The organism is Gracilibacillus sp. Marseille-QA3620 (genome assembly GCF_054950035.1).
Genome location: NZ_CM143102.1, coordinates 4,163,370 through 4,177,913, shown reverse-complemented (window position 1 = coordinate 4,177,913; position 14,544 = coordinate 4,163,370). Strand labels below are relative to the sequence as shown.

Below are 14,544 nucleotides of genomic sequence, written 5' to 3'. Positions count from 1 at the left end.
CCATTCACTTCCATTATGTTATACCCAAAAAAGAATGTACATAAGCCATCACCAACATGGCGTAAGAACCAGTCTAGTTTATCGTTTACACCGGTTGCCAATCCGGTCATCGACTCCGTTAAATCTACCATTATCCGATGGCTAACGGAGGATGAAACAGCCCCAGTAAAACAGCATCATAGTGCTGCTCAAATCCACAGACGCTTGGTAAAAGAATACGGCTTTAAAGGCGGAGAATCCACCGTACGCCGTTTTGTACGCCAATACAAGCAGCTCAAAGAAACCCCAAATTCCTCTATACCGTTGGAATTCGATCCTGGCGAACATGCCCAATTTGATTGGGGAGAAGTCATTGTGTGTTTGAATGGGATTGAAAGGAAAGTCATGCTTTTTTGTATGAGACTTTTGTATAGCCGCAAAATATTTGTAAAAGTGTTTCAGCATCAACGTCAAGAGGCATTATTCCAAGGCCACGCAGACGCCTTTGATTACTTTGGTGGTGTTCCGAAAACGATAGTCTATGACAATATGAAAACAGCTGTAAAGAAGGTGTTAGAAGGAACGAAGCGAGAAGAACAGGAAGCTTTTGTCCAGTTTCGCTCCCACTATCTCTTTGATGCCCAATTTTGTGCACCCGCCAAAGGAAATGAAAAGGGACAAGTGGAGAAGCTGGTACAAACAGCCAGAGCTCAATTCCTTGTGCCGGTTCCTCAGGTTAGTGAAATTCTGGAGCTGAATCACTATTTAATGGAACAATGTAATGCCTATGAAGAAACCTTCGTACCCAAAACAAACGAAAAGGTGGGTGAACGATTTCAGGAAGAGCGTGTGCAACTATTGCCGATCATCAGTAAACATCCTTGTGCCAGGAAGGTGAAAGCCAGTGTTAATAGCCTGTCCCTGGTAAACTTTGAAACCAATGCCTACTCCGTCCCAACAAGATATGCAGGACAAAAAGACGCTCACCTATATGCCTATGTCAATCATATTGAGATCTGGCTAGGCGGGCAATGTGTAGCGAAGCATGAACGTTCCTATGAAAGATTTCATGAAGTATTTGAAGTGGATCATTATTTGGATGAACTAGAGAGAAAACCAAGGGCCATTCCGCATGCACGCCCTGTCCGCAGAGCGAACCTTCCTGCCAGTTATCAAGAATTTTATCGTCGTACTCTTTCTAAATATGGGCATGGAAAAGAATTCATTAAACTACTAAAACTCCATCGGGAGTTCTCGATCGAAACGGTCAAACAGGCGGTTGAAAGTAGTGTAAAAGAGCAGCTATATACAGCTGATAGCGTCAAGCATTATCTGTATCTAATGACGAAGCCAGAAATCATGAAGCCATCCCCCATAAACTATAAAATGGACCAATCTGTCGCAGTCAAGGCGCCTACTTTCGATCCATATGATCAATTATTACAGAAAGGAAGGTATCTACACTGAGCACACATCGATATCAAATGGATGAATATCTAAAAAGATTACGATTACCAGCCATACGTGAGCAAGTGGACGCTTATTTGCGTGAAGCAAATGAGCAACAAATCACCTATGAAGACTTTCTTTTTCATTTATTAGCGATTGAAGTAGCTGAGCGAGAAATCAAAAAGAAAGCGACAGCCAGAAAAAAAGCGCAGTTTCCGGTACATAAAGACCTTCTCGCTTTTCAATTTGAAGAGGCCCCTCACGTACCTAAAAGGCGCATGTTGGACATCTTTCAAGGGGAATATATTCAACAGAAAAGGAATGTCATATTCATCGGGAACTCGGGAACAGGGAAAACACATTTATCCATCGCGCTAGGAGAAGAAGCGATTGAACAGGGCTATACTGTACGATACTATACGGCCGCCCGCCTATCCAATGAACTGATGGAAGCTCAGGACGAAAAAAGACTGCTTCAGTTAGAAAAGCAATGGTTGGCCGCAGATGTCACAATTGTCGATGAACTGGGCTATATCCCCTACCACCAGAAAGCAGCAGAATTACTCTTTCAATTTTTCTCGGCACGTTATGAAAGAGGCAGTATGGTTATCACGAGTAATCGGGAATTTAGTCGATGGGTAGAGGTCTTTCACGATGAACAGATGACCGCCGCCTTGTTGGATCGAGTAACCCATAAGGCACACATCATCCCCATGAATGGAGAAAGCTATCGTCTCAAAGAGACTTATTCGAAGTAACAAGAGGGTGGTCAACTTTTGCATGAGCGACATGGTCAACTTTTGGGTTGACGATTACATAAGTTATTTTGTTATAGTAAAAAAGTAGAGCATTTGCAATTCCATAATAATGATGAGCGGTAGTTTGGTATAAAACTGATATACAAAGGAGAGATTATCCGAATGAGAGAAAACTTAAACTGGGCTGTATTAGGAACAGGGATTGTCGCAAATGAAATGGCAGCTTCCTTGAAAAAGGCGGGCAAGACCTTTTATGCTGTCGGCAACCGTACGCATAGCAAGGCGATAGATTTTGCAGAAAAGCATGGAATCGGCAAAGTATATAATGATTTCCACGAGATGTTCCATGATGAGAATGTCGATATTATTTATATCACAACACCGCATAACACTCATTTTCCATTCATGAAAGAGGCACTTTCAAACGGCAAGCATTTATTGGTAGAGAAATCAATCACCCTTAACAGTGAAGAACTGGATGAGTGCATCAAACTCGCTGAGGAGAATCAAGTCGTATTGGCAGAGGCAATGACTATCTTCCATATGCCAATCTACAAAGAACTGAAAAAACGAATCGATTCTGGTGCAATGGGCGAGCTTCGGATGATCCAGATGAATTTCGGAAGCTATAAAGAATATGATATGGAGAACCGTTTCTTTAACAAAAAGCTGGCTGGAGGCGCTCTTTTGGATATTGGCGTTTACGCAATCTCATTCGCTCGCTGGTTCATGTCTGAAAAACCAAACCAAGTCGTGAGCCAAGTGAAATACGCACCAACAGGTGTTGATGAGCAGGCGGGCATCCTCATGATGAACGAAAAGCAAGAAATGGTGACCATCGCCTTAACCTTGCACTCCAAACAGCCGAAGCGCGGAATGATTTCCTGTGACAAAGGCTATATTGAACTGATGGAATACCCAAGAGGCCAAAAAGCGGTCATTACCTATACGGAAACCGGTGAGCAGGAAGTAATCGAGACCGGAAACACCGAGGATGCGCTCTATTATGAAATGCAGGACATGGAGGCAGCCGTTAAGGGCAATAAAGAGGTAACTCATTTGAACCTGACGAAGGATGTTATGGATATCATGACGGAGATTCGCAGGGAGTGGGGACTTGTTTATCCGGAGGAAGAAGGGAAGCAATAATATTATTGGGAATGAAAAACCCTCGTTCGGTTGTTAGCCGAATGAGGGTTTCTTGTTAGGTCTATTTTTTCTTTTCCGAATAATAGGAGCCATAATAGCTGCTCGCATACCCATAATACTCAATTCCATCGTATTTGAATTCATAGATGATGGTTGATTTTCTATCATACCAGGTCGGGCCGCCAATCACCCGATAACCGATAAACGAATCGCTTTTCGCTCCAATTTCTAGCCATTCGAGATCTTCAATCGTGTCGACATCAATTTGCTGCAAAGGGCGATCAAAATCCTCATACTCATTATCAATCAAAGCACCATCACTTAAAATCCGCAACGGCTTGGAGCCATAATTTTCAATATGGAGTAACACAGCATACGTAGAGGAATCAGTTTCACTAGATGTCCAAACAGAGAAATTTGGTTTTTCAACTGTCCGCGTAATGCCGCTGGTAATAGTACTGGCAGGCCCTGCATAAGTATTCTTTCCTACCTTCCGGATGGCTGCGATTTTGTAGTAGTATGTGACTCTCTTTTTGACAGATTTATCTGTATAACTCTTATCAGTTGTTGATTTAACTACTTTATAATCGCCGTTTTTGGAGGATGACCGGTAAATCCTGTATTCATTAGCTCCACTTACTGATCCCCAGCTAATTTTAATAGCATCAACATGACCGCTTGTTTTGACTGAGGGTACCGCATTAAGTGTTGGTTTTCCTTTTACTTTACTAGTAAAGGAACTGTAGTACGTTTTCTTGCCGGATTTTACATACGACCTGACTTTATAGTAATAGGTCTTATTTGTGGTTAATTTAGTGTGCTTAAAAGATGTTGATTCAGTTGATTTAACCTTCGTGTATTTGCCGTTTTTTGTTGTCGACATATATACTTCATAACCCTTGGCTTCATTTGCCTTACCCCATAATAAAGTCAGAGAATCATAGGTCTTGGTTGATACCTTTAGTGAGGAAGGGGCAGGGACAAATAGCTTTGCGCTAACAATGCTGGAGTAGGAGCTGTAAACAGGCTTACTTCCAGCATATGATCGAATTTTATAGTAGTAGGTTTTATTTGTTGTGAGATTCTTATGAATATAAGATGTGGATGTCGTAGATGTTACTTTTGTATATTTGCCATCCTTGGAGGTCGCCATCCAAATTTCATATCCTTTGGCATCCTGAACCGTGCTCCAAGAGAGTGAGACAGAGTTGTACGTTTTCTTGGCTATCTTGAAGTTTTGAGGTGAGGCAAGGGAAAGTTTGGCGCTGACAGCTCCTGAATAGGAGGAGTATACAGTTGGGCTTCCTGCTGTATATGCCCTAATCTTGTAATAATAAGTTTTATTTGTTGCGAGATTCTTATGAGTATAAGATGTGGATGTTGTAGATGTTACTTTTGTATATTTGCCATCTTTTGAGGACGCCATCCAAATTTCATACCCTTTGGCATCCTGAACCTTGCTCCAAGAGAGTGAGACAGAGTTGTACGTTTTCTTGGCTACCTTGAAGTTTTGAGGTGAGGCAAGGGAAAGTTTGGAACTGACAGCTCCTGAATAGGAAGTGTATACGGTTGGGTTTCCTGTATATGCCCTAATCTTGTGATAATAGGTTTTGTTTGTTGCCAAATTTTTATGAGTATAGGATGTGGATGTTGTAGAAATTACTTTTGTATATTTGCCGTCTTTGGCAGATGCCATCCAAATTTCATACCCTTTTGCATCTTGTACTTTGCTCCAGGATAGACTTACTGAGTTATAGGTCTTGTTGGTAACCTTGAGATTAACAGGAGCAGTGAACGATAATTTAGCGCTGATGGTGTTAGAGAACGGACCATAATAGGTAGTTATATCCTGAGAATAAGCCTTGATTTTATAAAAGTAACTTTTGTTAGTCGCTAGATTTGTGTGGGTAAAGGTTGTATCTGAGGTGATTTTAACTCGTTTGAAGGTACCATTGGCAGATTCAGCTGCATAGATCTCATATCCTTTTGCGCCAATTACTTGACTCCATGATAGAGTAACGGAATTATAGGTTGTTTTTGCTGTTTCAAGATTTAGCGGAGCTGTCAGGGAAGTGGCGGCACTGACTATTTGGGAATATTGACTATAAAGGTACATTTCATTTGTTTCTTGGACGCCTCTAATCTTGTAATACTTTACAGGGCCAGGAGTGACGTTTTGCAAGGTGTAGGAGATAGATGAAACGGTATCAATCAACGTGTATTCAGCATTTGGACCACTTGCTTGATAGATTTCGTAATTTGTGGCTCCCTCTATAGCTGACCAGCTAAGATCAATGGTGGCAGGGGATGTTGCGACTGCTCGCAAGTCTTGCACCATTGAACCTTCAAAGGGATTCTCCTCCATTTCCCCCTCATCTGAGTTGACTATTAAGCTCTTTTCCTCTTCATTTGATTCAGTCGGACCTTCAGCAAAAGATACATAGGAACCTACGTTAAAAATAAGAAATACAGCAATGATTAATAATATAAATCCTTTTCTCATAATATCCCCCATTTCGATTAGTCATCATCTAATTATAGGATATTTGGTAAGCAAAAACTACCATATATTAGAAGGTTCATAAGTTATTTTTTCCTATAAAATGTAAAACAGAAATCTGCCTTTTGAGGGTTCTTTTATCACAAAAAAGACCTCACCTAAGCATCAGGAGAGGGTCAATTTCATGAGAATGTTAGCATATTCAATTATTGTAATATAGTTATAAGTTTTTTATAAACATATTCTCTCCCTCCACAACAACCTTTTCATTCTCATCCAGATTTGTGAAAATGACGGGTGTCAGGATAGATGGGACTCTTGGTTTAATGGATTCAAAGTCAACCTTCATCAACTCCTGGCCTTTCTTGATCTTTTGGCCGTCCATGACGAGAGGTGTGAATCCATCCCCGTTCAACTGAACGGTTTCAAGTCCTACATGGATGAGGATTTCTCTGCCTTTATTGCTTTTCAGGCTGATGGCATGTTTAGTAGGGAAGATGGTGATGACCTCTCCATCAACAGGTGAGAGGATTGTGCCGTCGGCAGGGTCAATGGCAAATCCATCTCCCATCATTTTCTGGGCGAATACGGGATCTGGCACAGTCTCGAGATCAACAACCTTTCCTTTTAAGGGTACGAGCATCGGGTCTTGATTGTTCGGCTGTTTTTTCTTAAATAGGCTTTTGAACATCTAGATTACCACCTTTGCATGAATTTTGACGGAATTGAATCCAACGAGTTTCTTTGGTTGTATTGTAAATCAATTCAAACTATTTACCAAATAATAGGGATTACGTGTGCCCGTTTGTTTCTATGTCTTTTTAGCTGATTTGTGTAAAATGATAATAGATTTAAAGGGAGGAACGGTTCGATGCTAACGATAAAGGAAATTGCGCAGAGAGCAAATGTTTCGAGAACGACGGTTTCTCGCGTCTTGAATAATTCTGGCTATGTAAGCGAAAAGGCGAGAAGTGCGGTTCTGAAGGTTATTGAAGAGACCGGGTATGTTCCAAGCCAGCATGCTAAATCCTTGCGGACGAAGAAGACAAAGGTCATTGGGGTCATCCTTCCGAAGATCAGCACGGAGACCTCGAGCCGCCTTGTAAAGGGAATTGATGAGGTTTTGGGTGAATCGGGCTATCAAATCCTGCTTGCCAATACCAATTTGATTCCGGAAAAGGAGATAGAGAATTTACGGCTGTTAAGAAGCAGGCATGTAGACGGAATTATTCTGTCAGCAACGAATACGGAGCCGGAGCTTATGGCGGAAATCAACCAGCTGGCCATTCCTTTTGTTGCGGTTGGACAGGATATGCCAGGCCACCCCAATGTCGTATTTGATGATTATCAGGCAGCCAAGGATGCCGTGCAAGCTCTTATTGATAAAGGGCATAAGCGAATTGCGTTCATTGGAGTCAGTGAGTCAGATCCAGCCGTCGGGATACTGCGGAAGAAAGGATATTTGGATGCCATGGCAGCGAGCGGTCTGCCGATAGAAGGTAGCTGGGTTCAAACAGGGATTTTTGATTTGGAATCTGGACGTGCCTGCATGAGGGAAATAATGGAGACTTCATCGTTGAGGCCAACGGCTGTTCTTGCTGTGACTGATAGGCTCGCGATTGGTGCGATGCAGTATGTGAAGGAGTCCGGGCTGGTTATTCCGGATGAAATCGCCATTGCCGGGATGGGAGCATCTGAACTATCGAAGTTTATTACGCCATCCTTATCGACCATTGATTTTATGGTCGAGGAAGCAGGGCGCGAAGCAGCAGCTCTAATGCTGGAGTTGATTGATAATAATGGAAAACAAGTTATAAAGAGGAACATAAAACATAGATTTTTACAAAGGGACAGTATATAATGGTTGTGTAATCGATTTCATAAATCGGTTGCACTTTTATTTTATTGTTTGTGGAATCGATTCCACATTGAACTAATGTACGTATCTTTTTTGAAAAATGGGATGGAATAGAATGAGAAGGGGTGAATGGCAATGTCAGAGAATCGCAGAATTGCAGAGGAAGTGATTGAAGCCGTTGGAGGAAGGGAGAATATTTCCTCTGTGGCTCATTGCGCAACAAGACTCCGCATCATGGTGAATGACAAGGAATTAATTGATCAGGAGAAGGTAGAGGGCATCCAGAAGGTTAAGGGAGCGTTCTTCAATTCAGGTCAATACCAGATTATATTCGGAACCGGTACCGTTAATAAGGTATATGAAGAGGTGGAGGGACTCGGCCTTTCCACTATGAATCCTTCTGACCAGAAGAAGGAGGCTGTTAAGAGCGGAACCCGCTTCCAGCGGGCCATTCGGACATTTGGGGATGTCTTTGTTCCAATTATTCCGGTGCTTGTTGCAACGGGATTATTCATGGGACTTCGCGGTCTCCTGATGCAGGAGCAAATACTCGGGTTGGTTGGATTGACACCTGATGACGTATCCGGCAACTTCCTTCTCTTTACGGAAGTATTAACAGACACGGCCTTTATCTTTTTGCCGGCCCTTGTCGCCTGGTCAACATTTCGGGTATTTGGAGGAAGCCCAATCATTGGGCTGGTACTTGGCTTAATGCTCGTGTCACCGTCCTTGCCGAATGCATGGGCGGTTGCGGGCGGGGATGTGACACCGCTTGAATTCTTCGGCTTTATTCCGGTTGTCGGCTATCAAGCCTCTGTTCTGCCGGCATTTATTGCCGGAATCATTGGGGCTAAATTAGAGAGGGCCATTAGAAGGCGTGTACCGGAATCATTGGATTTAATTTTGACCCCATTTTTGACACTGCTTGTGATGATTGTTTTATCCCTGCTTGTTATCGGGCCAATCTTCCATACGGTTGAGAATGGTATTTTGACTGCCGCAAAAGCTGTCCTTTCATGGCCATTTGGCATCAGCGGGCTGATTATTGGCGGCTTGAACCAGATCATCGTGATTACAGGTGTCCACCATGTCTTTAATATGCTCGAGATCCAGCTGCTTGCTGAATTCCAGAGTAATCCTTATAATGCCATCGTCACCTGTGCAGTCGCTGCCCAGGGTGGTGCGACATTAGCGGTTGCCATGAAGACAAAATCAACGAAACTGAAGGCGTTAGGTTTCCCATCCGCCTTATCAGCATTCTTAGGAATTACAGAGCCAGCCTTGTTTGGGGTTAATTTACGCTACGGGAAACCATTTATTATGGGTCTAATCGGCGGGGCTGTCGGCGGCTTTCTGGCCTCTCTATTCCAATTGGAGGCAACGGGAATGGCGGTAACAGTAATCCCAGGGACATTGCTTTATTTGAACGGACAGCTTCTTGCGTATATTTTGGTGAACCTTGTTTCAATTGCAGTAGCGTTCGCACTCACCTGGATGTTTGGCTATTCAGATAAGATGAAGAAGGAAATCGAACAATAATAAACGAAAGGCAGGCGATTGTCGTTCTGCCTTTTATTCATAAAAAAACAGTGAGGATGGTTATACCATGTCAGAGAATGATCAGCTGCTGCGGCTATGGGCGCGGGAAGTGACGGATAAATATCATATAACAGTACAGCAAGACCCTTATCGGCTGCACTACCATCTCATGCCGCCAGTTGGACTGTTGAATGACCCGAATGGATTGATTCAGTTTAAGGGTGTATACCATGTCTTTTATCAATGGAATCCATTTGAAACAGCCCATGGCGCAAAGTTCTGGGGGCATTACACATCAAGGGACCTGCTGCATTGGCAGGAGGAGCCAATCGCACTCGCCCCAAGTGAATGGTATGACAAAAATGGCTGCTATTCCGGGAGTGCGATTGAATGGGAGGGGAAAATGTATCTCTTCTATACCGGGAATGTGAAGCAAGCAGACGGGGCGCGGGAAACCTATCAATGTCTAGCTGTTTCAGAGGATGGCATTCACTTTGAGAAGGTTGGGCCTGTTTTGCAGCTTCCGAAAGGCTATACCGCTCATTTTCGTGATCCGAAGGTATGGAGGCAGGGTGACCAATGGTTCATGGTTCTAGGTGCACAAACCGTTAAGGAGCAAGGAGCTGTCGCCCTCTTCCACTCAAAGGATTTATATGAATGGGAGGAGGCCGGGACGATAGCTGGCAGCGGACTGAATGGATTAGATGATTTCGGCTATATGTGGGAATGTCCGGACCTCATTCACTTAGATGGAAAGGACATTCTTCTTGTATCTCCGCAAGGCTTGGAGGCTAGTGGGCGTGACTATCAAAATCTCTTTCAATCCGGTTATTTTGCCGGGGAATTTGATGAAAGGGAGTTTGCCTATGAGCACGGGCCCTTCACTGAGCTTGACCGTGGGTTTGACTTTTATGCTCCGCAAACCTTCATGGACGATACTGGACGGACCATTCTCTATGGGTGGATGGGGATGACAGATGAAGCAGAACAGCACCAGCCGACAATCTCCCACCGCTGGGTGCACGCCTTGACAATGCCAAGAGAGCTTCATTTCGAGAATGGATGCTTGTATCAAAGCCCTTTGAATGAAATGAAGGGACTTCGAGAGAATAAGGTCCAAGCTGAGCTAGTCCTTGATGGAGCAGGGCAATTTCCCCCTCCGATTGGCGGCAAATCAATCGAGCTCATGATTGAGCTCCTTGAACTGCAGGGCGGCAAGTTTACCATCACCCTCCGAAACAGCGCTGAACTCATTTATGATGCGAATAAGAATGAAGTCATCTTGAAGAGAAGGAACGTCAAAACAGGAGCACTTGAATCAAGAACCTGTGTCATCTCCTCTCTTTCAAGAATTCACGTCTTTCTTGATCACTCCTCCTTGGAGATTTTCTTGAACGGGGGCGAGAAGGTTTTTACCGCCCGTTATTTTCCCAAACCAGACGATGAAAGTATTGCCTTTTCTGGAGAGGCAGTTGTTCGGGTGGAGAAGTGGGATTTGCAAGGGTTTGTGGTTGATTGATGGGACAGCAATAATCATCATACATGAAGAAGGAGACCAATGTGGCCTCCTTCTTCATACCTCTACCTCACTTACCAGCGCCATCGTATTCCCCTCCGAATCACGGAAAAAGGCCATCCACGTCTCTACCCCGTTCATTTTGGTGATGATATGAGGTTCACCTGTAAAGATAACCTCCTTTGATAGGAGCTCCTCATAAGCTCCAAGTATTTCTTCTACTTGAAAATAAAGAACAGAGCTGGAGCAGGCGAATTCCTCCTTCTCCGGCAAGGAAAGCATGATACGCAGACCATTGAGGTCGAAAAAGGCCATACGGTCGGTTTGGAATAAGAGGGGAAGGCTGAGTATATCTTTATAAAAGGCGGCAGCACGGTTAAGATCTTTGACAGGAATACCAATTTGACTGATTTTCTGGAGAGAATGGTTGGTCATGGGTCATCTTTCCCTTCTGGATTATAGGTTTTTGTGTAAAAATTTGTTAATTCTATTATCCCATGACATAGATTTGTGTATCAAGTGCAGCTTTATGAGTAATCAATCCATTTTCTGTTATTTATCATGGCCATTACGATTCTATTAAGTATGACCTCTTTGAGATGAAAGAGGGAGAGTAGTCTTTAATGAACAGGGGGAAGGTCTATGCGCCTTCCCCCTAATCTTTTTAACCATCAAAGGCAGCCCGCGGCCTTGCCGCCTTATACCAATGCCAGCAAAGGATAAAAATAATCGCTGCATCCACGAGGTCCCCACCATAATACATAAGCATGGTACCTGATTGAGCCTCGGTTGCTGAAACCCCTTCTGGGGGATTGGCATATAAATATTTAGCAAGGATACTATGCAAGGCTAGTGAAAGGACGAGTATGATCGCTCTAGTAAGATAGGAAACACGATGATAAATGGGATCCACATAGATGAGTGAAATGGTAAATACGTATCCCGCTAGAAAGATATGGGCATGAATGAACACGTGCAACCACATATGCTCATGCATAAGGGAGTATAGGCTTGTCGTATAAAGAAACCATAAACCGCCGATATTGAGAAATGCGGCTGTAATCGGATGGGTGACCCAGCCGATTGGACGGCTTTTAAGCCCTTTGGATAACAGCCTTGCTAGCCTTGTAGGCAGGGCGCGAAGTATGAGCATTATCGGAGCGGCCAGGGCAATCAATAATGGAGCGAGCATGCCGAAGAAGAGATGGCCGGCCATATGGGCGTGAAAATCGTAGTGAGCGCGCTCAGCTAACGGCCCTGCAACAGATAGAATGGCAAGGCCAGTCCCCAGACATAGCATAACAGTACGATAGGGAGGCCATGGCCTATATGTTCGATTGGTTTTAAAGACAGCCAAGATATATACAATGAAGATAAGGATAAATGGGATGCTTAACAAGATCTGAGGCAGGATGGCTAATGGTGCATGATGATGCATATTAGGAGGCCGCCTTTCTCCGTTTAGAGGATAGAATAAAGGCCAGGCCGGCAATCATCATCATTATGGCAGCGATGTTCCAAACCAGGTCATAGACAAAGACATTATCGACATAGCGGATTTGGTGTATCTTCATCCATTTATGCTGGATTGTACCGTCATAGAGCTGAAAGCCTCCGGCACCAAGGAGGATGCTTCCCCACCATATCTTCTTAATGAATGCATGGCGCCTCCGTAAGTCGGCCAGAAGGAATAATCCTCCAATTGTCGCAAACCAGCTGAAGGCATGGAAAAGTCCATCAGAGATCAAGCCAATCTCCGTTGTTGAACGATCATAGAAATGATGCCAGCGTAACAGCTGATGAAAGACCACTTCATCAACGAAGGCCGCAAAGCCGATGCCAAACAATATGCCGGAAAGTATATTCCTGCTTGAGTAGGAATGTTCTTTTTTCGTATTCATTGTTTCTGTCATCTCCATCCCTTTCATTTTTCTATACTATTCCTTTGTTTGTTTGCCCTGAAACGCAGGAAGGCTAAATGCACGGCTGTCATAGGAGAAAATGATTAGATAGCCCGGCTTTATGAGCATGAAACCGTTTTTTAATCTTAAAATAGTTTATAATTGTTAAAATATAGTGAATGGTTTAACATTAAATATGGTCATTGAAATCTAGATAAACGTAGGTCCAACTGTAACTTCTTTTGGTTGTGTAACATCTGTGTAAAGTACCTGGTTTTTTGCAAATAAAAGGGGATAAGGAAGGGTAATATGAACAGCATACGGAAAGAAACAGACGTCATTTTAATCGGTGCCGGAATCATGAGTGCGACTTTGGGATCCTTGCTGAAGGAGCTTGAGCCAAGCTGGCAGATCAAGGTGTTTGAGAAATTGAAGAGTCCGGGAGAGGAAAGCTCAAATGAGTGGAACAATGCTGGAACAGGACATTCAGCCCTGTGTGAGCTGAACTATACGCCTGAGAAGCCGGATGGGTCAATTGATATCAAGAAAGCCATTAACATCAATGAACAATTTCAGCTGTCCAAGCAATTTTGGTCTTATCTTACGCAAAAGGGACTAATCCAGAACCCGCAGGATTTCATCCGGGCAATCCCGCATATGAGCCTAGTGGAGGGGCAAGACAATATCTCCTTTTTGAAGAAGAGATTTAAAGCGCTTGCAGATAATCCACTGTTTCAGGGGATGGAGTATTCTGAGGACCCGAACGTGCTGAAGGAATGGCTGCCGCTTGTGATGGAAGGAAGAACATCATCTGAGCCGATTGCCGCTACGAAAATCGATGACGGAACCGATGTGAATTTCGGCGCTTTAACCCGGATGCTGTTTAACCATCTAACGAAAACAAATACGGAAGTCCATTACCGGCACGTCGTCAAGGATATAAAACGTACAAGTGACGGCCTTTGGGAAGTAAAGGTTCAGGACCTTGACGGGGAAAGAATTGAATATCATACAGCAAGATTCGTCTTTATCGGCGGCGGGGGCGGAAGCCTGCCATTGCTGCAAAAAACCGGCATTCCTGAGTCAAAGCATATCGGCGGATTCCCTGTAAGCGGATTATTCATGGTCTGCAAGAATCAGGAGGTGGTGGAGCGCCATCATGCCAAAGTTTACGGTAAGGCGAAGCTCGGAGCACCGCCAATGTCCGTGCCTCATTTGGATACTCGTTTCATTGATAATAAGAAGGCACTTCTATTTGGGCCATTTGCCGGGTTCACGCCTAAGTTCCTGAAAACCGGCTCAAATATGGACTTGATTAACTCCGTGAAGCCGAATAATGTATTGACGATGCTGGCGGCTGGCGTAAAGGAGATTCCGTTAACGAAATACTTAATTGAGCAGCTGCTGCTATCCCATGAGAAGCGCATGGAGGTTCTTCGTGAATTCATCCCGAATGCGAAAAGTGATGAATGGGAAATCGTTGTTGCAGGCCAGCGCGTGCAGGTCATTAAGGACACGGATGCCGGCAAAGGAACGCTTCAATTCGGAACAGAGGTTGTCAGTGCCTCTGACGGGTCTGTAGCAGCCTTGCTTGGTGCATCTCCTGGTGCTTCTACTGCCGTGCATGTCATGCTGAAGGTCCTGGCAAAATGCTTCCCGCAGGAAATGAGCGGGTGGGAAAGCAAGATCAAGGAAATGGTGCCTTCCTACGGCATTTCACTTGCAGAGAATCCAGAGCTGTTTGCTCAAATCCATGCCGCCACATCTGGGGCGCTTAGATTAGATGTTCCAGAGCTTGCTCATCACGGATAAAGATAATTGCCCCCCCCTAAGATCAAATTCTAGGGGGGCTTTTGTTTCCGCGTATGTCAGTCAAGAGCTTATACCCTTTTTGA

The 14,544-nt window shown here is 44.0% G+C and carries 12 protein-coding genes; 7 read left to right on the top strand and 5 right to left on the bottom strand.

Translation table 11 applies throughout. From position 1 onward, the window contains the following. Positions 1 to 15 precede the first annotated feature (15 nt). From istA to ACY8DX_RS20835, 3 genes are all read left to right on the top strand, one after another. Positions 16 to 1,446: an IS21 family transposase gene (gene istA, locus ACY8DX_RS20845; protein WP_462405993.1), complete on the top strand. Its 1,431-nt coding sequence runs from the start codon at positions 16 to 18 to the stop codon at positions 1,444 to 1,446. Between the two features lie 17 nt (positions 1,447 to 1,463). Next, a complete protein-coding gene (istB, locus tag ACY8DX_RS20840) occupies positions 1,464 to 2,186 on the top strand; it encodes an IS21-like element helper ATPase IstB (protein WP_462405992.1) in 723 nt (240 codons plus the stop codon). A gap of 162 nt (positions 2,187 to 2,348) precedes the next feature. Beyond that, entirely contained in the window at positions 2,349 to 3,335 is a 987-nt protein-coding gene (locus ACY8DX_RS20835; RefSeq protein WP_462405991.1) for a Gfo/Idh/MocA family protein, read from the top strand. Positions 3,336 to 3,396: 61 nt separating this feature from the next. On the opposite strand, the gene ACY8DX_RS20830 is transcribed toward ACY8DX_RS20835, so the two are convergent. Beyond that, positions 3,397 to 5,838, bottom strand: coding sequence for a fibronectin type III domain-containing protein (locus ACY8DX_RS20830; protein WP_462405990.1), 2,442 nt, complete (start codon positions 5,836 to 5,838; stop codon positions 3,397 to 3,399). Positions 5,839 to 6,055: 217 nt separating this feature from the next. Further along, positions 6,056 to 6,526: a PTS sugar transporter subunit IIA gene (locus ACY8DX_RS20825; protein WP_439802489.1), complete on the bottom strand. Its 471-nt coding sequence runs from the start codon at positions 6,524 to 6,526 to the stop codon at positions 6,056 to 6,058. 180 nt (positions 6,527 to 6,706) lie between these two features. Between ACY8DX_RS20825 and ACY8DX_RS20820 the strand changes: the two genes are divergently transcribed. The 3 genes from ACY8DX_RS20820 (at position 6,707) to ACY8DX_RS20810 (ending at position 10,751) form a co-directional block, all read left to right on the top strand. Next, the gene (locus ACY8DX_RS20820; RefSeq protein WP_049669204.1) at positions 6,707 to 7,696 is read left to right on the top strand and encodes a LacI family DNA-binding transcriptional regulator; all 990 of its coding nucleotides are present in this window, start codon (positions 6,707 to 6,709) and stop codon (positions 7,694 to 7,696) included. Positions 7,697 to 7,828: 132 nt separating this feature from the next. Further along, positions 7,829 to 9,232, top strand: a complete 1,404-nt coding sequence (locus tag ACY8DX_RS20815) for a sucrose-specific PTS transporter subunit IIBC (RefSeq protein WP_049669205.1) — start codon at positions 7,829 to 7,831, stop codon at positions 9,230 to 9,232. A gap of 67 nt (positions 9,233 to 9,299) precedes the next feature. Then, positions 9,300 to 10,751 (top strand): sucrose-6-phosphate hydrolase, encoded by a 1,452-nt coding sequence (locus ACY8DX_RS20810; protein ID WP_462405989.1) that lies wholly within the window; start codon positions 9,300 to 9,302, stop codon positions 10,749 to 10,751. Positions 10,752 to 10,805: 54 nt separating this feature from the next. Here the strand turns inward: ACY8DX_RS20810 and ACY8DX_RS20805 are convergent, their stop codons facing one another. The 3 genes from ACY8DX_RS20805 to ACY8DX_RS20795 all read right to left on the bottom strand — a co-directional run bounded on the left by ACY8DX_RS20805 (position 10,806) and on the right by ACY8DX_RS20795 (position 12,649). Beyond that, positions 10,806 to 11,183 carry a VOC family protein gene (locus ACY8DX_RS20805; protein WP_049669207.1) on the bottom strand — a complete coding sequence of 126 codons (378 nt, stop codon included), beginning with the start codon at positions 11,181 to 11,183 and terminating at the stop codon, positions 10,806 to 10,808. Between the two features lie 229 nt (positions 11,184 to 11,412). Then, a complete protein-coding gene (locus tag ACY8DX_RS20800; RefSeq protein ID WP_049669208.1) occupies positions 11,413 to 12,186 on the bottom strand; it encodes a cytochrome c oxidase assembly protein in 774 nt (257 codons plus the stop codon). A gap of 1 nt (position 12,187) precedes the next feature. Next, positions 12,188 to 12,649, bottom strand: a complete 462-nt coding sequence (locus ACY8DX_RS20795; protein WP_231589462.1) for a DUF2243 domain-containing protein — start codon at positions 12,647 to 12,649, stop codon at positions 12,188 to 12,190. Between the two features lie 309 nt (positions 12,650 to 12,958). On the opposite strand from ACY8DX_RS20795, the gene ACY8DX_RS20790 reads away from it, so the two are divergent. Further along, entirely contained in the window at positions 12,959 to 14,461 is a 1,503-nt protein-coding gene (locus ACY8DX_RS20790; protein WP_049669209.1) for a malate:quinone oxidoreductase, read from the top strand. The last annotated feature ends 83 nt before the right edge of the window (positions 14,462 to 14,544 follow it).

What these genes read in the sequence shown, in the direction of transcription:
- ACY8DX_RS20835 (WP_462405991.1), top strand. Translation starts at nt 2,349, where the DNA reads ATGAGAGAAAACTTAAACTGGGCTGTATTAGGAACAGGGATTGTCGCA.
- ACY8DX_RS20825 (WP_439802489.1), bottom strand. Translation starts at nt 6,526, where the DNA reads ATGTTCAAAAGCCTATTTAAGAAAAAACAGCCGAACAATCAAGACCCG.
- istA (WP_462405993.1), top strand. Translation starts at nt 16, where the DNA reads ATGTTATACCCAAAAAAGAATGTACATAAGCCATCACCAACATGGCGT.
- ACY8DX_RS20790 (WP_049669209.1), top strand. Translation starts at nt 12,959, where the DNA reads ATGAACAGCATACGGAAAGAAACAGACGTCATTTTAATCGGTGCCGGA.
- ACY8DX_RS20830 (WP_462405990.1), bottom strand. Translation starts at nt 5,838, where the DNA reads ATGAGAAAAGGATTTATATTATTAATCATTGCTGTATTTCTTATTTTT.
- ACY8DX_RS20805 (WP_049669207.1), bottom strand. Translation starts at nt 11,183, where the DNA reads ATGACCAACCATTCTCTCCAGAAAATCAGTCAAATTGGTATTCCTGTC.
- ACY8DX_RS20795 (WP_231589462.1), bottom strand. Translation starts at nt 12,649, where the DNA reads ATGAATACGAAAAAAGAACATTCCTACTCAAGCAGGAATATACTTTCC.
- ACY8DX_RS20810 (WP_462405989.1), top strand. Translation starts at nt 9,300, where the DNA reads ATGTCAGAGAATGATCAGCTGCTGCGGCTATGGGCGCGGGAAGTGACG.
- ACY8DX_RS20800 (WP_049669208.1), bottom strand. Translation starts at nt 12,186, where the DNA reads ATGCATCATCATGCACCATTAGCCATCCTGCCTCAGATCTTGTTAAGC.
- ACY8DX_RS20815 (WP_049669205.1), top strand. Translation starts at nt 7,829, where the DNA reads ATGTCAGAGAATCGCAGAATTGCAGAGGAAGTGATTGAAGCCGTTGGA.
- istB (WP_462405992.1), top strand. Translation starts at nt 1,464, where the DNA reads ATGGATGAATATCTAAAAAGATTACGATTACCAGCCATACGTGAGCAA.
- ACY8DX_RS20820 (WP_049669204.1), top strand. Translation starts at nt 6,707, where the DNA reads ATGCTAACGATAAAGGAAATTGCGCAGAGAGCAAATGTTTCGAGAACG.